Origin of the sequence: Kitasatospora sp. NPDC059648 (assembly GCF_042734825.1) — a bacterium.
In the GTDB taxonomy this organism is placed as follows: Bacteria; Actinomycetota; Actinomycetes; order Streptomycetales; family Streptomycetaceae; genus Kitasatospora.
Genome location: NZ_JBHWDU010000021.1, coordinates 10,989 through 31,782 on the forward strand (window position 1 = coordinate 10,989; position 20,794 = coordinate 31,782).

The 20,794-nt window shown below is 72.9% G+C and carries 14 protein-coding genes and 1 pseudogene; 10 read left to right on the forward strand and 5 right to left on the reverse strand.

Translation table 11 applies throughout. From position 1 onward, the window contains the following. Window positions 1-135: 135 nt before the first annotated feature. The gene (locus tag ACFV1W_RS15505) at window positions 136-2,907 is read right to left on the reverse strand and encodes an SdrD B-like domain-containing protein (protein ID WP_380416731.1); all 2,772 of its coding nucleotides are present in this window, start codon (window positions 2,905-2,907) and stop codon (window positions 136-138) included. 476 nt (window positions 2,908-3,383) lie between these two features. Between ACFV1W_RS15505 and ACFV1W_RS15510 the strand changes: the two genes are divergently transcribed. Next, complete coding sequence (locus ACFV1W_RS15510; protein ID WP_380416733.1) at window positions 3,384-4,088, forward strand: TetR/AcrR family transcriptional regulator; 705 nt, start codon at window positions 3,384-3,386, stop codon at window positions 4,086-4,088. A 60-nt stretch (window positions 4,089-4,148) separates the two neighbouring features. Here ACFV1W_RS15510 and ACFV1W_RS15515 read toward each other — a convergent pair whose 3' ends face one another. Further along, window positions 4,149-5,786 (reverse strand): amidohydrolase, encoded by a 1,638-nt coding sequence (locus tag ACFV1W_RS15515; protein WP_380416735.1) that lies wholly within the window; start codon window positions 5,784-5,786, stop codon window positions 4,149-4,151. 37 nt (window positions 5,787-5,823) lie between these two features. Continuing rightward, a complete protein-coding gene (locus tag ACFV1W_RS15520; protein ID WP_380416887.1) occupies window positions 5,824-7,242 on the reverse strand; it encodes an APC family permease in 1,419 nt (472 codons plus the stop codon). A 250-nt stretch (window positions 7,243-7,492) separates the two neighbouring features. Here ACFV1W_RS15520 and ACFV1W_RS15525 point away from each other — a divergent pair, with 250 nt between their 5' ends. Both ACFV1W_RS15525 and ACFV1W_RS15530 read left to right on the forward strand, forming a co-directional pair. Continuing rightward, complete coding sequence (locus ACFV1W_RS15525) at window positions 7,493-9,409, forward strand: glycoside hydrolase family 5 protein (protein WP_380416889.1); 1,917 nt, start codon at window positions 7,493-7,495, stop codon at window positions 9,407-9,409. 200 nt (window positions 9,410-9,609) lie between these two features. Beyond that, window positions 9,610-10,107 (forward strand): signal peptide protein, encoded by a 498-nt coding sequence (locus ACFV1W_RS15530; protein ID WP_380416736.1) that lies wholly within the window; start codon window positions 9,610-9,612, stop codon window positions 10,105-10,107. 45 nt (window positions 10,108-10,152) lie between these two features. Here ACFV1W_RS15530 and ACFV1W_RS15535 read toward each other — a convergent pair whose 3' ends face one another. Further along, on the reverse strand, window positions 10,153-11,553 hold the full coding sequence (locus tag ACFV1W_RS15535; RefSeq protein WP_380416737.1) for a PLP-dependent aminotransferase family protein: 1,401 nt from the start codon (window positions 11,551-11,553) through the stop codon (window positions 10,153-10,155). Window positions 11,554-11,722: 169 nt separating this feature from the next. Here ACFV1W_RS15535 and ACFV1W_RS15540 point away from each other — a divergent pair. The 5 genes and pseudogenes from ACFV1W_RS15540 to ACFV1W_RS15560 form a co-directional block, all read left to right on the forward strand. After that, window positions 11,723-12,283, forward strand: a pseudogene (locus tag ACFV1W_RS15540) (aminotransferase class V-fold PLP-dependent enzyme); the annotation flags it as partial. A 91-nt stretch (window positions 12,284-12,374) separates the two neighbouring features. Continuing rightward, window positions 12,375-12,836 carry an aminotransferase class V-fold PLP-dependent enzyme gene (locus ACFV1W_RS15545; protein WP_380416738.1) on the forward strand — a complete coding sequence of 154 codons (462 nt, stop codon included), beginning with the start codon at window positions 12,375-12,377 and terminating at the stop codon, window positions 12,834-12,836. Between the two features lie 243 nt (window positions 12,837-13,079). Further along, complete coding sequence (locus ACFV1W_RS15550; protein WP_380416740.1) at window positions 13,080-13,328, forward strand: hypothetical protein; 249 nt, start codon at window positions 13,080-13,082, stop codon at window positions 13,326-13,328. Between the two features lie 292 nt (window positions 13,329-13,620). Continuing rightward, window positions 13,621-15,036 carry a family 2B encapsulin nanocompartment shell protein gene (locus ACFV1W_RS15555; RefSeq protein WP_380416742.1) on the forward strand — a complete coding sequence of 472 codons (1,416 nt, stop codon included), beginning with the start codon at window positions 13,621-13,623 and terminating at the stop codon, window positions 15,034-15,036. Next, window positions 15,023-16,540, forward strand: a complete 1,518-nt coding sequence (locus ACFV1W_RS15560; protein WP_380416744.1) for a SufS family cysteine desulfurase — start codon at window positions 15,023-15,025, stop codon at window positions 16,538-16,540. Before ACFV1W_RS15555 ends, ACFV1W_RS15560 begins: the two co-directional genes overlap by 14 nt. Here ACFV1W_RS15560 and ACFV1W_RS15565 read toward each other — a convergent pair. Beyond that, window positions 16,465-17,898 carry an FAD-dependent oxidoreductase gene (locus tag ACFV1W_RS15565; protein ID WP_380416746.1) on the reverse strand — a complete coding sequence of 478 codons (1,434 nt, stop codon included), beginning with the start codon at window positions 17,896-17,898 and terminating at the stop codon, window positions 16,465-16,467. The genes ACFV1W_RS15560 and ACFV1W_RS15565 overlap by 76 nt on opposite strands. A 70-nt stretch (window positions 17,899-17,968) precedes the next feature. Between ACFV1W_RS15565 and ACFV1W_RS15570 the strand changes: the two genes are divergently transcribed. After that, a complete protein-coding gene (locus ACFV1W_RS15570; RefSeq protein WP_380416748.1) occupies window positions 17,969-18,631 on the forward strand; it encodes a TetR/AcrR family transcriptional regulator C-terminal domain-containing protein in 663 nt (220 codons plus the stop codon). Window positions 18,632-18,866: 235 nt separating this feature from the next. Then, window positions 18,867-20,696, forward strand: a complete 1,830-nt coding sequence (locus ACFV1W_RS15575) for a phospholipase C (RefSeq protein ID WP_380416751.1) — start codon at window positions 18,867-18,869, stop codon at window positions 20,694-20,696. The last annotated feature ends 98 nt before the right edge of the window (window positions 20,697-20,794 follow it).

The following is a 20,794-nucleotide window of genomic DNA, read 5'->3' on the forward strand; positions in this document are numbered from 1 at the left end:
TCACTTCTTCCCTCCCGCCACCCCCCCCGTCCCACGGGGGGGGGGGGGGGGGCACTGGTGCGGGGGGGGGTGGCCTGGGCGGGGGGGGCCCCCCCCCCCCCCCGATCCGGGTGTCACCCCGTCGGAGCGGGACGACTACCGGTGCTGGGCCCTGCGTCGGCGCACCAGCACGAACAGTGCCGCGCCGAGGGCGATCAGCGCCGCGGCGCCGGTCGCGATCAGCGGCAGCCCGCTGCTCGCACCGGTGTGCGGCAGTTCACCGCCGGGAGCGGGCGCCGGTGGGGCCGGCGTGCTCGGCGGTGTCGTCGGCGACGGCGTCGGGGTGGGCGTCGGCGACGCGGTCGGCGTCGGGGCGGGGATCCGCTTGTTGACGGCCGTGACGCCGACCCCGTCCTCCAGGTTGTCGGCGGTGAGCACCAGCGGTCCGAAGACCGTGGTGTCCGGCGCCGAGTAGCCGTCGGGCGGGCTCAACTCCTGCCAGTAGTACGTGCCGGGCACGCCGCTGCCCCGGCAGATGCCGTCGTCGCCGGTCGTGCAGGGGTCACCGACGGGCGTGTCCGCCTTCGTCCCCGTGGTCTGCAGGCCGTCGGTGCCGTTGGTCTCGTGCCACAGCTGGAACTTGGCACCGGCCAGCGGCTTGCCGTCCTGGTCGTGCTTGACCAGCTTCAGCGCACCCTCCTGCTGGCGGTAGCCGAAGTCGAAGGTGTGGTCGTTCTCGCCCGGTCCGCCGGTGGTCAGCGCCCGTTCGGGGAACTTGGTGCCGGCCGGGACGATCCCCTTGGAGTCGATGAAGCGGTTGTCGCCGACGTCGTGGTCCGTGGGCACCCAGTGGTACAGCGGGCCGCCCTTGGCGTAGTCGGCGGGGTTGTCGATGCGGACGGTGTACTTGGTGTGCGGCTTGAGGCCTCCGGTGACGTTGCTGTCGTCGAAGTAGTACTCGCCGCGCGCCGTGGTCCTGGTGGTGCCGACCACCTTGCCCGACTCGTCGTACAGGTTGACGGTGGCGCCCTTCACCGGGAGCTGGCCCGGGTTCTGGATGCCCTTGCGCTCGGGGTCGTACCAGACCCGGTTGCCGATCTGCAGCGGCGCCTGGTCGCAGAGCACTTCGAGGTCGCCCATCGCGGCCCCCTTGCCGAACGGCGAGCCGGTCCCCGCCGGGGTCAGCCGCAGGCCGAACTTCGGATCGTGCGCGCCGTCCTTGCGCTCCATGAAGGAGGTGCCGTAGCCGACCGCGGTGTGGTCCGGGTCGAACGCGGAGCCCCCGATGGTGCTCTCGACCTTGGAGAGCGCGATGCCTGCGAACACCGTGTTGTGGTGGCCGACCTCGTCCCAGCCGGTGGAGAAGAACCGGGCGCCGCGGACGGTCTTGCCGCAGCCGAGGTTGACGTCCATCACGTACGTGCCGTTCGACGGGCAGGCCTTGTTCAGGTCGCCGCCGGACATCACGGTGGCCGAGTTGGGAGCCGGGGCGCCCGGTCCGCGGTCGGCGAAGCGGTCCTTGAAGGCCAGCAGCATCGAGCCGTCGGTCTCGAACAGGATCTCGCCGAGCTCCGGTTCGGGGAACGCGATGGTGGTGTTGCCGCACGGGCGGCCGTTCTGCGAGCCCGGGAAGGTGCTGGTCCACGGGAACCAGCCCGCCCCGTCGCAGGGGCCGCCGCCGACGGTGGACTGCCGCGGGTAGTCCAGCGGCTGGTCCAGCACCGGCTTGCCGAACGCCCCGTTGCCGAGGTCGAACGGCAGGACCAGCGCGCGCACGTCGGTCAGCTTGCCGGTGGACTCGCCGGAGCAGACCCCGCCGAGGAAGCCGGAGCCGTCCTGGATGCCGAGGCCGTAGGGCCGCCAGTCCGCAGCCGACGGGCAGCCCGGGTCCGGGATCGGGTAGGAGGCCTTGGGCGCGGAGGCCGTCGGCTTGGTGGCGTCGTAGCGGTAGAGCTTGCGGTCGTTCAGGTTGACGACGAACAGGTCCTTGCCGTCGTCGGTGACCTTGATGCCGCCCAGGCTCTCCTTTCCGGGCACGTTGAGGAAGGCGTCGTCCGTCCCCGGCCCGTGCGCGGTGCTGCCCGCGTTCGGGACGGTGGTGAAGACGGTCGTCTTCTTCTTCGCCGGGTCGCTCAGGTCGGTGACGTAGATCCCGCCGGAGCCGGCGGGGCCGTAGTCGGTGGTGCGCTTGGCCGTCGCCGCGGAGAACAGCCGCTTGTCCGCCTTGTTCCAGGCGAGGCCGAAGATCGTGCCGGTCTCGGCGTCGGTGGCGATGTTCGTCGCCGCGTTGCCGGGGCCCTCCTGGCCGCGCATGCCGTACGGGAAGGTGACCAGCGTGCGCTGGTTCCCGCCCTGGTAGGTCGGTGTCTGACAGGCCGTCGCCAGCGGTGCGTTCTTCTGGCAGTAGTCCGCCGGGTTCCACAGCCCGGTGGTGTAGGAGACGTTCTTCCCTCCGCCGAGGTCGACGAACTCCTCGTTGGAGCTGAGCTGGTCGGGTGCGCCGTCCAGCCCCTGGCGGGAGGCGAAGGCCGGGAACAGCACGCCCGGCTTCGGATTCACCACCTGGACCCGGTACTTGCCGCCGCTCGCCTTGCTGGTCGCGGGCGACAGCGTCACCGTGCCGTTCGCCGCCGTGGTCCCGTCGATCGAGACACCGGCGTCATCGGTGAGCGTCACCTTGACGCCCGCCATGCCCGGTTCCAGCGCCGGCGTGTACGTGCCGGTGTTGTCCACGGCCCGGATCACCTTGACGGTGACCGTCCCGTCGCCGGTCTGCGAGACCGCCGCCGGGACGGCCGCCAGCGAACTGCTGCCGACGGCGATGGCGAGCGCCGCGACGCGGGCGACCGCGCGGCGGCCGGGCAGGCCCGGCCGTGCCCCGGACGGCCCGCGCGCGTCGCCGTTCATCAGTTCATTCGTTGTCTTCATCCCTGCTCTCATCGTCCGATGGCCCCATGGCCGGACTATCCGAAGAGTCCTCAGCGTGGCCTGAAACCGCCATGATTAACGTGAGCTTAAAGGGAATTCACCCAACCGGGTGGCGGAACGTGGAACTTTGATGACCAGTCAGACGTCACCGTAACGTCATCCCCGCACGGCGATTCACGGCGGGGCCGCTCCCACCAGCGCGGATCCGGCCCGAGCCGTCCTCTGGGCACCGAACAAGCGCCATGTCGACAAGGACATTCGACCGCGGAGAGTGACCGTCCCTTCGAACACCACTACGAATGTCCCGGAATTCCGACACGGCTTGCACAGAACCGTCCTCGATTCGTTCCCACCCACCAGCCCCAGGGGCAACCTTCGCCCGGGGGGCGGACAGACAGCGGGCCGGACCGCCGCTCCCGAGATTCCGCCGACCGACCCCTGTCGCCCGTCAACGGCGTTGACATAACCTCCCGGGCATGAGCGAACGCGTAGTCCCAGAGCCCCGGCGCCGCCGCCGCAGGCCCACCAAGCAGGGTGTGGTGCTCTCCCAGGAGCTGATCATCGGGACCGCGCTGCGGCTGATCGAACAGCACGGCGCGGACGCCCTCACCGTCCGGCGGCTCGGTGCCGCGCTCGGGGCCGACCCCAGCGCCGTCTACCGCTACTTCCACAGCACGGACGACCTGCTGCTGGCCATCGCCGACGAGCTCATCGGACTCGCCCAGGCCGACTGGCGGCCCACCGGCGACTGGCGCGCCGACCTGCGCGCCATCGGCCTGCGGATCCACTCCGCCTACCTGGCCCACCCCCAGGCCGCCCTGCTCGCGGCCCACCGCACCACCGGCCGCACCCACGAGACCGCCGCCGTCGAGGCGATCCTCTCCGTGCTGCGCACGGCCGGCTTCCCGGACCAGGAGGCGGTCCGGATCTACCACGCCTTCGTCGACCAGAGCCTCGGCTTCGCGGCCCTCGACGCCGCCGCCCTCGCCCTCCCGGCCGCCGCGGCCACCGCCGACCTGCAGGTCTGGCAGGCCTCCTACGCCCGGCTCGACGCCACCACCCACCCCCACATCGCCGCCACCGCGCACCTGCTCACCACCGACATGCGGCGCAGCGGGTACCCGTACGCGCTCGACCTGCTGATCGACGCCGCCGGGGCCCGGCTCACGGCGCCGCGCTGAGCACCGACGCCGGCGGGGCCCGGCTCACGGCACCGCGCCGGCCCGGGCCCCGCCGTGCGGTCACTCCGCCAGGTACACCAGTTCACCCCCGACGTAGGTCCGCTCCACCCGGGCGTCGGCGATCTCCGCCGCGGGCGCGGTGAGGATGTCCCGGTCGAGCACCACCAGGTCGGCGAGCTGTCCGACCGCCAGCGTGCCGGCGTCGTCGTGGCCGTTCACGTGGGCCGAGCCGGCCGTGTAGGCGGCGAGGGCGGCGGCCAGGTCGAGGCGCTGCTCGGGCAGGAAGACCCGGCCGTCGTCGGCCCCCGGCTCCATCCGGTTGACCGCCACGTGCAGTCCGGCCAGCGGGTCCGGGCTGCTCACCGGCCAGTCGCTGCCGGCCGCCAGGGTGGCGCCCGCGCGCTGGAGCGCGCGGAACGGGTACTGCCGGGCGGCGCGCTCGGGGCCGAGGAAGGGGATGGTCAGCTCGTCCATCTGCGGCTCGTGCGCCGCCCACAGCGGCTGGATGTTGGCGATCGCGCCGAGCCGGGCGAAGCGGTGGAGGTCGTCGGGGTGGACCACCTGGAGGTGGGCGAGGTGATGGCGGGTGGCGCGCCGGCCGTTGGCGGCGCGGGCGGCCTCGACGGCGTCCAGCGCCTCGCGGACGGCCCGGTCGCCGAGCGCGTGGAAGTGCACCTGGAAGTCGAGCGCGTCGAGTTCGGTGACGTATCCGCACAGGGCGGCCGGATCGACGAAGCTGAGGCCCGAGTTGGCCGTCGGGCAGCCGCAGCCGTCCAGGTACGGGCTGGTCATCGCGGCGGTGAAGTTCTCCGCGATGCCGTCCTGCATGATCTTCACCGAGCCGGCCCGGAACCGGCCGTGGCTCAACTCCTGCCGCCGCTGGACGAGTTCGGGGATCTGCTCGGCGCCCCGGTCACGGTCCCACCAGAGCGCGCCGGCCACCCGGGCGGTCAGCGCGCCGGAGCGGGCGGCGGCCAGGTAGGCGTCGGACGGGTCCGGCTGGCCGTTGAACTCGCCGAGCAGCGCGTCCTGCCAGCCGGTGATGCCGAGCGAGTGGAGCAGGCGCTGGGCGCGCAGCAGGCCGTCGAGGCGGTCGGCGGCGGTGACCGGCGGCACCAGCCGGGCGACCAGGGCGGTGGCGCCCTCCTGGAGCACGCCGGCCGGGGTGCCGTCGGCCTCGCGCTCGATCCGCCCGTCGGCCGGGTCGGGGGTGTCGCGGGTGAGGCCGGCCAGTTCCAGCGCCCGGGTGTTCGCCCAGGCGCCGTGGTGGTCGCGGTTGGTGAGGTAGACCGGGCGGTCCGGCACGACGGAGTCGAGCAGCTGCCGGGTCGGCAGGCCGCCTTCGAAGCTCTCCAGTGACCAGCCGCTGCCGGTGATCCACTCCCGGCCGGGGTCGGCCTCGGTGTAGGCGCGGATCCGCTCCAGGTAGTCGGCCACGCCGACGGTGCCGGTGAGGTCGCAGGCGGCGGACTCGACGCCGCCGAAGACCGCGTGGATGTGGGCGTCCTGGAAGCCCGGCACGAGCAGCTTGCCGGTGAGGTCCACGACCTCGGTGTCCGGCCCGATCAGCTCCCGGACCTCGTCGTGCCCGACGGCGGCGATCCGCCCGCCGGTCACGGCCAGGCTGCTCGCCCGGGTGCGGGCGGCGTCGCCGGTGTGGACGGGGCCGCGGGTGAGGACCAGATCGGCCTTGGTCATGGGTGGTGCTCCGTTCTCGGTGGTACGCGTGTCGGGGTCAGGCGGTCGGGTCGAGGAAGTACGGTGAGCGGCGCCGCCAGCGGGCCCAGGCCGCCGAGGGGAGGCCGGTGACGATCATCAGCACCACCACGGTCAGCTCGAACCAGCCGTTGTCGGCGGAGAGTTCGAAGTGGTCGGCGGAGTCGTAGAAGGTCCAGGCGAGGTAGCCGCCGACGGCGAGCAGCGCCGCCGCACCGAGCAGCGGGCCGACCACGGCGCGCAGGCCCTCCATCGGCGCGGTGCGCAGCAGGTGGCGGAAGCGGACGGCGGCGGCGACGGCCGTGAGGGCGTAGTAGAGGGCGACGATGATGCCGATCGCGTTGACGGCGGCGGAGATCAGGTCGTTGACGGTGGGGATGACGACCGAGACCAGGGCGAGGGCGACGGCGATGCCGGTGATCAGCAGGGTGCCGACGGCGGGGGTGGCGTGCCGGGGGTGCAGCCGGGTCCAGACCGGGCCGAGCACGCCGTCGCGGCCCATCGCGAACAGGCCGCGGGCGGTCGGGATGACCGAGGACTGCAGCGAGGCGACGGCGGAGAACGTCAGCGCGATCAACGGCAGCGCGGCCAGCGGCTGGTGGGCCAGCCTCTCCCCGAAGTAGGTCAGCCCGTGGGCGCCGTTGTCGGCCAACTCGTCGAGGGGGAGCACTCGCTGGAAGGCCGTGCCGGCCAGCAGGAAGAGCAGCATCATCACCACCAGGGCGAGGAAGCCGGCCCGGGAGGCGTCGCGCGGCTCGCGCACCTCCTCGCCGACGCTGAAGACCGATTCGAAGCCCCAGTAGCAGAACACCGCCAGCACCATGCCCTGCGCCAGCGCCTCGAACGAGGGAATGTCGAAGGGGTTGTACCACTGGAGCGAGAACGGCTGGTCCCCGGCGAACAGCCCGTAGCCGCAGAAACCGAGCAGCACGGCGTACTCGAAGACCAGCAGCGCCTTCTGCAGCCGGGCGGCGAGGTCGAGTCCGCGGACGGCGACCAGGGCGGCGCCGACCAGCACGACCAGACCGAGCAGGGTGCACTGGACGGTGGAGTCCGGGTCCAGGCGCAGGCCGAGGATGCTGCGCAGGTGCGCCTCGTCGAGGAGCTGGATGACCGCTGAGCCGGTGACGGTGGTGGTGTAGGCCATGAAGACCACCGTGCCGACGGTGTTCACCCAGCCCGTGAGGAATCCCAGCCAGGGACTGAGCGTCCGGCCGACCCAGCGGTAGCTGCTGCCCGCGTCCGGTTCGACCGCGTTCAGCCGCCCGTAACCGCCGGCGATGGCGAGCACGGGGAGGAAGGCCAGCAGCATGATCGCGGGCAGGTGGAGGCCGACGACGCCGGCCATCAGGCCCAGGCCGATGCCGATGCTGCTGGTGGCGGCCGTGCTGGAGGCGGCGATCGCCGCGCCGTCCAGCAGGCCGATGGACTGGTGCATGGCGCCGTGGCCGGCGCCCGTTCTCGGACCGCTGCCCGTGTCGTCCTTGACCGTCGGTGCCAACGGATCACCGCCTTGCTCGTGGGGGTGGGGGGTGGGGAAGTGCGAGCCATGAAACCGGCGGTGCCCTTTCACGTCAATGCTGTTGTCATAAGGGGTTCAGGCGGCCGACGCTCTCGTGCTACACAGTGCTTTTGACGTACCGTCGACAATTCCTGCCCCTGTGACTCCCCTTCTGGAGAGATCCGTGATATCCATCCGCCCGGCTCGCCGAGCCGTGCTCGCGGTGGCGGCCCTGCTGGCCGCCCTCGTCACCACCGCCCCACCCGCACGAGCGGCGGCGGCCGCACCCGCACCGAGCGGCGACCGGCTCGCCGCCTCCTGGACCGGCCCGCTGAGCACCCGGGGGCGGTACGTGGTCGACGCGAACGGCGACCGGTTCAAGCTCAAGGCCGGCAACTGGGCTGGAGCCCAAGGGACTTGGGAAGGAAGTGGCTCGACCACCGACCCGGCGGACAACCAGGCCGGCCAGGTCTCGTACAACATCCCGCTCGGTCTGGACCGGGCGCCGATCGGCCAGATCCTGGCGGGCTTCCACGGCCTGGGCCTGAACGCCGTCCGGCTGCCGTTCGCCAACGCGCTGATCCACGACACCAGCACCGTCCCGGACGCCGCCGTCGCCGCGAATCCGCAGCTCAGGGGCAAGACCCCGCTGCAGGTCTACGACGCCGTCGTGGCCGCGCTGACCGCCGACGGGTTCGCGGTCGTCCTCAACAACCACACCACCAGCTACCGCTTCTGCTGCGGCCTGGACGGCAACGAGCGCTGGAACAGCGGCCAGAGCACCCAGCAGTGGGAGGACGACTGGGTGTTCATGGTGAACCGCTACAAGGCGGACAAACGGGTCGTCGGCGCGGACCTGCGCAACGAGGTGCGCCGTGACACCTGGGACGACCCCAACTGGGGCCTGGGCGACGGCCACGACGAGTACGCCGCCTTCGAGGAGGCCGGGAACCGGATCCTCCAGGCCGACCCGGACATGCTGGTCATCATGGAGGGCATCAACTGGTACGGCATCCCGGCCGCCGGGTTCTCCCACGGCCGACCGGTGCTCACCCCGGTGGCCACCCTGTCCAACACCCTGATCCGGTCCGACAAGCTCGTCTACGCCGCCCACTTCTACGCCTACACCGGCCCGGCCAACACCGGCGCGGGCAGCGGCCCCGGATCCACCGGCGACCCCCGCTACGAGGACTTCACCCCCGAGCAGCTCGCCCAGGTGGTCGACCAGGAGGCCCTGTTCGTCACCCGGTCCGGGCAGCACTTCACCGCTCCGGTCTGGGTCAGCGAGTTCGGCGCCGCCGGCCGAGGCTCGACCGACGCCAAGGAGCAGGCCTGGTTCGACCGCTTCACCGACCTCCTGGCCGCCAACGACACCGACTTCGCCGTCTGGCCGCTGGTCGGCTGGCAGAACAACGGCGTCCCGAACGACAACTGGGCGCTGCTCTCCTACGACACCGCCGGCCGTCAGCTCGGGCTGAACGACCCCGGCGACTGGCGCGCCGCCGACTGGAACAAGCTGGTCAACGCCCCCTCGTACACCGGGCGGGTCGCACCAGCCGCCCGCTGGAACATGCTCGACCTCGACCACGGGGACCAGAACGTGTCCAGCCGCATGCTGGCCCGGCCCGACTGGAGCCCCGGCAACCGCAAAGGCGACTGCCCGGACGGCCAGCGCCTGGCCGGCCTCGGCCGCAGCAGCGGCCGCGGCCTGTGCACCGACGCCGGCGGCCCCGCCGTCGGCGCCGGCGACTGGGTGACCGTCACCGACCAGCGCTACGTCACCGGCGGCGACTGGGCGTCCGGCTACGACAAGCTCCAGTGCCCCGACAACACCTTCGTCGTGGGCTACAGCGTGCACAACGCCGCGATGTCCGCGCTGCTCTGCGCCCCGGCCGCCACCGCCCTGCCCACCACGGGCCGCACGGTCTGGTTCGACCACGGCGACAACCGCCCCGCCACCGGCGGCTCCGCCGCCGCCGACTGGGCGCCCGGCACCTACAAGGGCCAGTGCGCGGACGACGAGTACGTGGCCGGTGTGGCGGACACCTGGCGCTGGCTGGAGTACGGCGTCCCCGACGCGCTGCTCTGCCGTCCGCTGAGCTGACCGGCCGCGCCCGATCGGGAGCACCCGGTGGCGCGGTGTGACCGGCGCTCCGGGCGGCGTGCCCGGCGGATGCGGCATCCGCCGGGCACGTGCAGTGTGGAGGGGAACGAACCGCCGGGCCGGCGACCGTCCGTAGCACTGCGGGCACCGTCCGGCAGGCGGCCGGAACCAGCCGCCGCCCCTCGACCGAAGGAGGCGCCATGCCGACCAGGACGATCCCCCGTCGGGCTCTGGTGCTGACCGTCGCCGTCCTCACCGCCCTGCCGACCGTGGCGCTGGCCGCGCCCGCGCAGGCGGCCTCCGCGCCCCCGGCCGCATCGGCGGCCGCCGCGGCGCCGGTGCGCTTCGTGGACCTGCCCGACGCCGCGCTGCCGACCGACCGGGCGCCGCACCGGATCACCTTCATGTACCGCAACGACACACGGACGGACCAGACGATCGCCCCGCAGATCCTGGTCGAGTCGCCCGAGAACGGCCCGTTCCTCAGCCCGTCGGACATCCGGCTCGAACAGCTGGGGAGCGACGGCCACTGGCGCACCCTGTGGCTCGGCAGCCAGACCGGCACGCTCTACACCGCGCTGATCCCGGCGAAGACCGTCCTGCACAGCCACCACACGCTCACCGAGCGGTACCGGATCACCGTGCTCCACTCCTCCGCTCGGGGCACGGTAGAGCCCCGGATCGCGATCTACGCCTGAGTCGCGAGCCCCCGGCGCCGCTGCGCTGCTGTGCCGTCGCGCCGGTCACGCCTGGGCGGCCACGGCGCGCAGCCGGGCCGCCGCCTCGACGAGTTCGGCGGGTTCGGCCGCGGCGGCGAAGCCGAGCCGCAGGTGGGCGGCCGACGGCTCGGCCGGGAAGTGGTGGTGGCCGAGGTTGACGGCCACCCCGTGCGCCCGGGCCGCCTCCGCGACGGCCTCCTCGGTGCACCCGGCCGGCAGCCTGACCCACAGGTGCAGGCCGCCCTCCGGCACCCGGTGCAGCGTCCAGTCCGGCACCTCCCGTGCCAGGGCGTCGGCCAGCACGGCGCAGCGCTGGTGCAGGGCGGCGGACAGGGCGCGCAGGTGCCGGTCCCAGGCCGGTGTGCTGAGCAGTTCGACCGCGGCCTCCTGGAGCGGGCGGGCGATGAAGAAGTCGTCCACCCGCCGCATCCCGAGCAGCCGCCGCATCACCGGGCCGCGGGCGATCAGCGCGCCGATCCGCAGGCTGGGCGAGGCGGGCTTGGTCAGCGAGGTGAGGTGGACGACGGTGCCGTCCCGGTCGTCGGCGACCAGCGGTCGGGGCACCGGGCGGCCGTGGCCGAGGTGGCGGGCGAAGTCGTCCTCGATCAGGAACGCCCCGGCGGCGCGGGCCACGTCGACGATCTGGCGGCGCCGTTCGCCGGAGAGGACCGTCCCGGTCGGGTTGTGGAAGGTGGGCTGGCAGTAGAGCAGGCGCGCGCCGGTCACGGCGAAGGCCTCGGCGAGCAGGTCGGGGCGCAGACCCTGGTCGTCCATCGGCACGGGCACCGGGTGCAGTCCGGCGGAGCGCGCGGCGGCGAGCGCGCCGCCGTAGGTGGGTGACTCGACCAGGATCGGGCTGCCGGGCGCCGCGACGGCGCGGAACAGCAGTGACAGCGCGCCCTGCCCTCCCCCGGTGACCAGCACGTCGTCGGGGCCGACGTCGCCGCCCGCCTGCCGGGCGAAGATCGTCCGCAGCGTGGTCAGGCCGGCCGCCGGGGCGCGGTGCCAGGCGTCCGGGCGGCGGGCGGCCCTGGCCAGGGCGCCGCCGAGCAGCCGGGTGGGCTGGAGGCTCTCGTGCGGGTAGCCCCCGGACAGCGGGATGGTACCGGCGGGCACCGTGCCGGGCTGCTCGTCGGGCGCCTCGGGGGCGAACGGGCGGCCGGCCAGCGCCACCGCCTGCCAGGAGGTGTCCGGTTCGCCGCCGGCGGGCGGGCGGCGGGCCGCGACGTAGGTGCCGCTTCCGGGCCGGGTCACCACCGCGCCCTCGGCGGCGAGCAGGGCGATCGCCCGGGAGACGGTGACCGGCCCGACTCCGTGACGGGTGATCAGGTCCCGGCTGCTGGGCAGCCGGTCGCCCGGGGAGAGGCGGGCGATCTCCGTCCGGAGGATCGCCACCAGGGTCTCGATACTGCTACCGTCAGACATGAAGAACGAGAATAGCGCTTTCGCTTCCAGTCCGGAACCGCTCCTGAACGCCGGTCAGGACCGGGTTCCGAACCTCAGCCGGGAACCGCTCCTGGACCTCGCCGCCCTCCGGGCCGACACCCCCGGCTGCGAGGCGGTGATCCACTTCAACAACGCCGGCGCCGGACTGATGGCCCGTCCGGTCCTGGAGACGGTGCTCGACCACCTGCGCCTGGAAGCGGGCATCGGCGGCTACGAGGCCGCCGCCGCGCGCGCCGCCGAGGTCGCCGACTTCTACGCCGCGCTCGCCGAGCTCCTCGGCACCCGCCCCGGCAACCTCGCCTTCGCCGCGAGCGCGACCCACGCCTACTCCAAGGCCCTGTCCGCGATCGACTTCCGGTCCGGGGACGTCATCCTGACCACCCGCAACGACTTCGTGTCCAACCAGATCGCCTTCCTGTCCCTGCGCCGGCGCCACGGCGTCCGGATCGTGCACGCCCCCGACCACCCCGACGGCAGCGGCGCCGACGTCGAGGCCATGGCCACCCTGATGCGCGCCCACCGGCCGCGCCTGGTGGCCGTGACCCACGTGCCCACCAACTCCGGGCTGGTCCAGCCGGTCGCCGAGATCGGTCGGCACTGCCGGGAACTCGACCTGCTGTACCTGGTCGACGCCTGCCAGTCGGTCGGTCAGTACCCGATCGACGTCGAGGCGATCGGCTGCGACCTGCTCACCGCGACCTGCCGCAAGTTCCTCCGCGGCCCGCGCGGTTCGGGCTTCCTCTACGTCTCCGACCGGGTGCTGGGGGCCGGGTACGAACCGCTCCACATCGACATGCACGGTGCGCGCTGGGTCGCCCCCGGCTACTACCGGCCGGTCGACACGGCGGCCCGGTTCGAGGAGTGGGAGTTCCCCGTACGCCACCGTCCTCGGTTGCGCCGCCGCCGTCCGCTACGCGCTGCGGGTCGGGCTGGAGCCGGTGGCCCGGCGCACCCCCGCGCTGGCCGGACGGCTGCGCGAGCGGCTGGCCGCCGTCCCCGGCGTCCGTACGCTCGACGGCGGTCGCGCGCCGGCCGCCCTGGTCACCTTCACCATCGAGGGCTGGCAGGCCGGACCGTTCAAGGCGGCGATGGACGCGCGCGGCATCAACTCCGCGCTCAGCTACCGCGAGTTCGCGCAGTTCGACTTCGCCGACAAGGAGGTGGAGTGGTGCCTGCGGCTGTCGCCGCACTACTACAACACCGAGGACGAGGTCGACGCGGTGGCCGGCACGGTGGCCGAGCTGGCGAGGAGCGCCCGGTGACGCAAATGACCCGGCTCACGTCCCCGCCGGCCACCGAACCCGCACGGCAGAGCCTGTGGCACAACCACGACTTCCTCAGGTTCTGGGTCGGCGAGACGGTCTCGCTGCTCGGCACCCAGGTCACCAACCTCGCCCTTCCGCTCACCGCCATCGGCGCCTGCGGCGCGACCGACGAGCAGGTCGGGCTGCTGCGCCTCCTGCAACTCGTCCCTCACCACCTGCCTCGGCCTCGGCGTGGCGGGGGTGGTCATCGTCAGCCTGCGCCAGGCCGTGACGCCCCAGTCGATGATGGGGCGGATGACGGCGGCCTTCCGGACCCTGCTGTTCGGCGGCGGGTCGCTTGGCGGCCTCGCCGCCGGGTTGCTCACCGGCCGACTCGGCGCCCGGGGTGCGCTGATCGTCGCGGCGGTCGGCTCCGCCGCCGTGGTGGTCGGGCTGCTCGTCTCCCCGGTCGGCCGGCTGCGGGCGCTGCCCGCCGCGCCGTCGCGGTGACCGAGCCCCGACGCCCCCGCGGGCCCGTCCGCGACGGGCGCACGGGGGCGGTCGGGCATGCGCCCCAACTCGCCCCCCGTGCTCCCAAGTCCGGCTTTGCGAAGCATCGGCGCCGCTTATGCCAAAGCTACCCGATCGAGTGAGTTTGGCGACCGCGATTCGCATGTTCCCGCAGGGACTGACCGCTGTCCGGCGACCTGAAACGTGGACACACCGAGCGAGATCCAGCGGCAACATTCTCCGGGTCGATCTGACGACACGTCGGTTGTTCATACCGGAGAGGTGACCACTCGTGACCACCGAGACCGTTCCGCAGAACCAGCAGGGCCAGCAGAGCCTCAGCACCTCCGCCGCCCGGAACCTCGCCACCACCACCAAGACCGTCCCGCAGATGCTCGGGATCACCCCCCGCTACCTCCTGCGGGCCCTGCCCTGGGTGGACCTGGACGCGGGCGTCTACCGGGTCAACCGCCGCCGGGGCTTCATCCTCGGCGACGGCCTGATCAGCACGTACGTCGACGGCGGCGGCGCCACCCGGGTCATCGCCGAGGACCTGCGCGAACTGGCCTTCCTCAGCCAGGTCGACAGCCCGGTGCTCACCGCGCTCGCGGCCGGGTTCACCGAGCGCGAGGTCGCGCCCGGCGAGCTCGTCGTCGACGCCGCCGCCCCGGCCGACCAGCTGCACATCATCGCGTTCGGCCGGGCCGAGAAGCGCGCCACCGGCGCCTACGGCCAGGACGCCCTGCTGGCCGTCCTCGGCGAGGGCGACTTCTTCGACGCCGCCGCCTGGGCCGCCGGCACCGGGACGACCTACCGGGTGCGGGCCGTCACCACCTGCACCGTGCTCTCGCTGGACCGCCGGATGCTCGTCGAACTCGCGGAGCGGGAGCCCTCGTTGCGCGCCCAGCTGGACGAGTTCGCGGCCGGCCAGAGCCCGGTGGACGCCGAGCACCCGATCGAGCTGCACTCGGGCCACCAGGGCGAGCCGTACCTGCCGGAGACCTTCGTCGACTACGACGAGAGCCCGCGCGAGTACGAGCTGAGCATCGCCCAGACCGTCCTCAAGGTGCACACCCGCGTCGCGGACATCTACAACTCCGACATCGACCAGGTCCAGGCCCAGCTCCGGCTGACCGTCGAGGCGCTGCGCGAGCGCCAGGAGTGGGAGATGCTCAACCACGCCGAGTACGGCCTGCTCAACAACGTCGCGCCGACCCAGCGGGTGCGCACCCGCGGCGGCGCGCCCACCCCCGACGACCTCGACGAACTGCTCACCCGGGTCTGGAAGCAGCCCGCCTTCTTCCTGGCCCACCCGCGGGCGATCGCCGCGTTCGGCCGCGAGTGCACCCGGCGCGGGGTGCCGCCGCAGGTCGTCGAGCTGTTCGGCAGCCCGTTCATCACCTGGCGCGGCGTGCCGCTGCTGCCCTCCGACAAGCTGGACCTCAACGGCTCGGCCAACTCGGCGCCCGGCACCACCAACATCCTGCTGATGCGCGTCGGCGAGGAGCGGCAGGGCGTGGTGGGCCTGCGGCCGTCCAAGGTCCCGGACGAGGTCGAGCCCGGCCTGGCCGTGCGCGCGATGGGCGTCGACCGGCAGGCCATCACCTCCTACCTGGTGACCGGCTACTTCTCGACCGCCGCTCTCGTGGACGACGCCATCGCGGTGCTCCAGAACGTCGAGGTGTCCAACTACCATGACTACTCCTGACGGAACCGGGCGCGGCACCGGGATCAGCGGGGCCCCGGGCGGCCTCTCGACGTCGACCACCCTGCCGGGCCGCGGCGCCGCCTCTCCCCCGCACCCGCTCCCCGAGGCCCTCGCCCACGCCGCCGGCGGCGGCCACTACTGGCTGCCGACCCAGGCCGACCGCGGGTCCGCACCCTCCGCCCCCACCGGCGGCTTCGACGTCGAGGCCGTCCGCCGGGACTTCCCCCAGCTGCACCGCGAGGTCAACGGCCGCCCGCTGGTCTGGCTGGACAACGGTGCCACCACCCTCAAGCCCCGCCAGGTGGTCGAGGCCGTCGGCGAGCACTACGCGTCCGGCACCTCCAACGTCCACCGCGGGGCGCACGCCCTCGCCAAGCAGGCCACCCAGATCTACGAGGAGGGCCGCGCCGAAGCCGCCAAGGTGCTCGGCGCCCCGGACCCGGACGAGATCGTCTTCGTCCGGGGCACCACCGAGGCCGTCAACCTGGTGGCCCAGACCTGGGGGCGGGCCAACCTCGGCGTCGGCGACGAGATCCTCGTCTCCGCCGCCGAGCACCACTCCAACCTGGTGCCCTGGCAGCTGATCGCCAAGGAACGCCGGGCCCGGGTCGTCCCCGTCCCGCTGCTCCCGGACGGGCAGTTGGACCAGGACGCCTACCGGGACCTGCTCGGCTTCCGGACCAAGCTGGTGGCGCTCACCCACGCGTCCAACGTGCTGGGCACCGTCCCGCCGGTGGCCGAGATGACCGCGCTCGCCCACCGCTACGGCGCCAGGGTGCTGGTCGACGGCGCCCAGGCGGTCGCCCACTTCCCGGTGGACGTCACCGCCCTGGACGCCGACTTCTACGCCTTCTCCGGGCACAAGGTCTTCGGGCCGACCGGGATCGGCGCGCTGTACGGCAAGCGGGAGCTGCTGGAGGCCATGCCCCCGTGGCAGGGCGGCGGCAACATGATCGACTCGGTGAGCTTCGAGGAGACCAGTTACGCCCCCGTCCCGCACCGCCTGGAGGCGGGCACCGGCCACATCGGCGGGGTGGCCGGGCTGCGGGCGGCCCTGCGGTACCTGTCCGGCCTGGACCGCCAGGCCGCCACCGCGCACGAGGAGCAGCTCACCGCGTACGCCACCGCCGCGCTGCGGACCGTGCCCGGGCTCCGGCTGATCGGTGAGGCGCCTGGCAAGATCGGGGTGCTCACCTTCCTGCTCGCCGGGACGGACCCGATCGCCCTCGCCGGGGCGCTCGACCAGCAGGGCATCGCCGTCCGGGCCGGCCACCACTGCGCCCAACCCGCCCTGGCGGCCTACGGGTTGCAGGCGGCGGCGCGGGCCTCGCTGGCGCTGTACAACACCGTGCAGGACGTCGACTCCCTGGTGACCGCGCTCCGGGGCGTCCAGGCGGAGGCCGCCGCGTCCTGCCCGCCCCCGGGCGTTCACCGGCCCGCGACCCCGCAGCGGGCCGCGTACCCCGCCAGCCCCTCGGCCGTCTCCCCCGCCCAGCCGACGTAGCCGTCCGGGCGGATCAGGAACACCCCGTCCCCGTAGGCCTCGTAGGACGGGATCCGCACCACGGGCACGTCCAGGGGCGGAAGTTCGGCGTCGGTGCCGACGGTGAGCAGGGTCCAGTGCGGCCCGCGGAAGGAGTCGAACAGCCGGGTGCCGCCGCGGCGGCCGTCCGGAGCGCGGTCGCCGGCCCGCAGGGCGTCCGCCGCGTGGGCCGGGCGGGTGTCCACGGCGAGCGCGGACTCCCGGTAGCCGAGGCCGAGTTGCTGGGTGGCGCGGCCGCGCCGGACCACGCCGCGGTGCACCTTGGTGGACAGCTCCAGCATCGCGGCCGCGTTGGCCCGGCGCTCCTCCTGGTAGCTGTCCAGCAGTGCCGTGTCCGCCCGGCCGGAGAGGACCGCGGCCAGCTTCCAGCCCAGGTTGTAGGCGTCCTGGACGCTGGTGTTGAGGCCCTGCGCGCCGGCCGGGGAGTGCACGTGGGCGGCGTCCCCCGCGAGGAACACCCGGCCGGAGCGGAAGCTGTCGGCGAGCGCGGCACGCGGCCGGAACTCGGAGGCCCAGTGCAGCGCGCCGATCTGCTCGGCGGTCAGGTGCGAGCGCTCGGCGACCACGGCGCGGACGGCCTCCAGCGAGAGGTCGACGGCCGCCCCCTCCGGGAACTGGGCGACCAGCTGGAAGTCCTCGGTGCCGGCCAGCGGGCAGATCGCCAGCAGGCCCTGCTCGGCCCGGAAGACGTGCCAGTGGTCGCGGCCCAGCCCGCTGACCCGCACGTCCGCGACCAGCATCGGGCCCGGGTCGACCGTCTCCCCCGTCATCCCGATCCCGAGCAGCCGGCGCACGGTGGAGCGCCCGCCGTCGGCGGCGACCGTGTAGCGCGCCCGGACCGGGCCGCCGGCGGTGAACCCGGCGGTGACGCCGTCCTCGTCCTGGGTGAGGGAGGTCAGCTCGCGCCCGAAGGCGACCTCGCCCCCCAACTCGCGCAGCCGCCGGTACAGCACCTGCTGGGTGCGCCACTGGGGGACCATCAAGGTCTCGGTGTAGGGCTCGGCCTCGGAGGGCTCGGTCGGCTCGTACATCAGGCGCTCGCCCTGCGGCTCGCCGTCCCGCCAGAACAGGTTGGGCGGGTAGTGGCCGGCCGTCGCCCGGAGGTCGGCGAGCACGCCGAAGTCCTCCAGCACCTCCAGGGTGCGCGGCTGGAGGCCCTTGCCGCGCGAGCCGGGGAAGAGTTCCGGGCCGCGTTCGACGAGCAGTGCCCGGACGCCGTGCCGGGCGAGGTCCAGCGCGAGGGCGAGGCCGGTGGGCCCGGCGCCGACGATCAGGACGTCCGTACCGGTCCCGTGGAAATCCGTGCCGTGAGAGATCACGACAACCCCCTTAACGTTGTTAAGTAGCCGCTGCCCGCAGCTTGCACTTAACGGCGTTAAACTGTCAACCGTGACACCGCAGAGAACCCCCAAGCTCGACCGCGCCCTGGTGGTCGACACCGCCCTGCAACTGCTGGACGAGGTCGGCCTGGACGGCCTCACCCTCCGCGCCATCGCCGCCGAACTGGACGTCAAGGCACCGGCGCTGTACTGGCACTTCAAGGACAAGCAGGCGCTGCTCGACGAGATGGCGACCGAGATGATGCGCCGGATGACGGCCGAGGCCGCCGGGGCCTGGGGAGCCGACCGGCCGGCGGGCGACTGGCGGCAGACGTACCTCGGGACCATGCGCGCCCTGCGCGCCGAGCTGCTGCGCCACCGCGACGGCGCCAGGGTCTACAGCGGCGCCCGCTTCACCGACACCTCGTACGCGCCGGCCCTGGACGCCGCACTGCGGGCGCTGACCGAGGCGGGCTTCACCACCGCCGCCGCGACCCGCGCCTGGTACACCGCGTACAGCTACACCATCGGCTACGTCATCGAGGAACAGGCGATGGCCCCCAACCCGTTCGACGGCGAGGAGGGTTACGACGTCGAGGCACGCGCGGAGCGGCTGGCCGCCCACCCGCTGGCCGCCGAGGCGGGCCGGGTGATGTTCCGTGACTTCGACCACGGTTTCGAGCAGGGGCTGGTGGCGATCCTGGCCGGGATAGAAGCGACATTCCTGGCCTGAAAGCGTCGAAACCTGTCCCGTAATCGTCGGATTCGAGAGACATTCATCGGACTTGTCTGCCAAGTGGCAGCCCTGACGAAGAGTCCCGTACGGCGGCGATTTACCGGGTGTTCACATGCTCCCGTCAATCGCGTTCACCGCTACGCTCTAGCGTCTAGCCGCCGCGCCGCGAGAGCTACGCGCGTCACGGCCCCAACTCCTGCCACACATGACGATGACGTCCGAGGAACCGACCATGCACGCAGTCCCCACCCGTAACAGGTGGCTCCGCTACGGTGCCGGCCTGATCGGCGCGGTCTCGCTGGCCGCCTTCGGCGGTGCCCCGGCGGCCTTCGCGGCCGACGGTCCGCAGACCGCCACCCCGATCAAGCACCTGGTGGTGATCTTCCAGGAGAACGTCTCCTTCGACCACTACTTCGGCACCTACCCGAACGCGGCCAACACCGCGGACGACAAGGTGAAGTTCACCGCCAAGCCCGACACCCCGAAGGTGGACGGCCTCAGCGACGACCTGCTGCACAGGAACCCGAACCGCAACAACCCGCAGCGGCTGACCCCGGCGCAGGCCGTCACCTGCGACCAGGACCACACCTACAAGGACGAGCAGCTCGCCTTCGACGGCGGCAAGATGGACAAGTTCGTCGAGCACACCGACATCGAGAGCTGCAAGGCCCCGATGTACACTGCGCCCGGCCTGGTGATGGACTACTACGACGGCAACACCGTCACCGGCTACTGGAACTACGCCCAGCGCTTCGCGATGAGCGACAACTCCTTCGGCACCAACTACGGCCCCTCCACCCCGGGCGCGATCAACCTGGTCTCCGGTCAGCTGCACGGCGGCTACCCGGTCGACCCGAAGACCGGCCAGCAGACCACCGACGCCTACGTGGTCGCCTCCCCGGACGCCAAGGGCATCGGCACCGTCATCAACGACCCCGACCCGGGCTACGACGACTGCTCCGACCCCAAGCACAACCACCTGGTCATGACCGGCAGGAACATCGGCGACCTGCTCAACGAGAAGGGCGTCAGCTGGGGCTGGTTCCAGGGCGGCTTCAAGCCGACCGGCACCAAGGACGGCAAGGCGGCCTGCGAGGCCACCCACAAGAACATCGTCGGCGCCTCGCAGACCGACTACAACCCGCACCACGAGCCGTTCCAGTACTACAAGTCCACGGCGAACCCGCAGCACCTCGCGCCCAAGACCGTCGACGAGATCGGCCACGACGGCCAGGCCAACCACCAGTACGACCTGACCGACTTCGACGCCGCCCTCCAGCACGGCAACCTGCCGGCCGTCAGTTACCTCAAGGCCGCCAACTACCAGGACGGCCACGCCGGTTACTCCGACCCGCTGGACGAGCAGCACTTCGTCGTCGACACCCTGAACAAGCTGCAGAAGTCCAAGGACTGGGCCTCCACCGCCGTCGTCATCGCCTACGACGACTCGGACGGCTGGTACGACCACAAGTACGCCGAGCCCGTCAACGGCTCCAGGGACGCGGCCAACGACAGCGTGAGCGGCCCGGGCCAGTGCGGCAAGGACGCCGGTGCGGGCGGCTACGCCGACCGCTGCGGCTTCGGCCCGCGCCTGCCGCTGCTGGTCGCCTCGCCGTACGCCAAGTCCAACTTCGTCGACCACACCCAGACCGACCAGACCTCGATCCTGCGCTTCGTCGAGGACAACTGGAAGACCGGCCGGATCGGCGACTACTCCTTCGACGAGCACGCCGGTTCCATCGAGGGCATGTTCGACTTCAAGAACCCGCAGTCGGCCACCCTGATCCTGGACCCGACCACCGGTCAGCCGGCCGGCGGCGACACCCCGAGCGGCCGGCCCACCGGCGGCTCCTCCACCACCCCGGCCGGCTCGGCGACCTCCGCCTCCACCGACGGCGGCACCGCCGTCGCCGGGGCCACCAGCAGCGTCTCCGGCCCGCCGCTGGCCGAGACCGGCGCCAACTCCGGCACCGGTCCGATAGCGGCCGCGGCCGTCGCCCTGCTGGCGCTCGGCGGCGGTGCGGTCCTCCTCGCCCGCCGCAAGCGCGGCCGCCGCGCCTGACGCCCGGCCCGCACCCGCGACACCCCCGGCACCGCCGGGTCCTGGCTGCCAGGACCCGGCGGTGCCAGCGTCCGGTCGGGGCCCCGGGCTACCCTTCC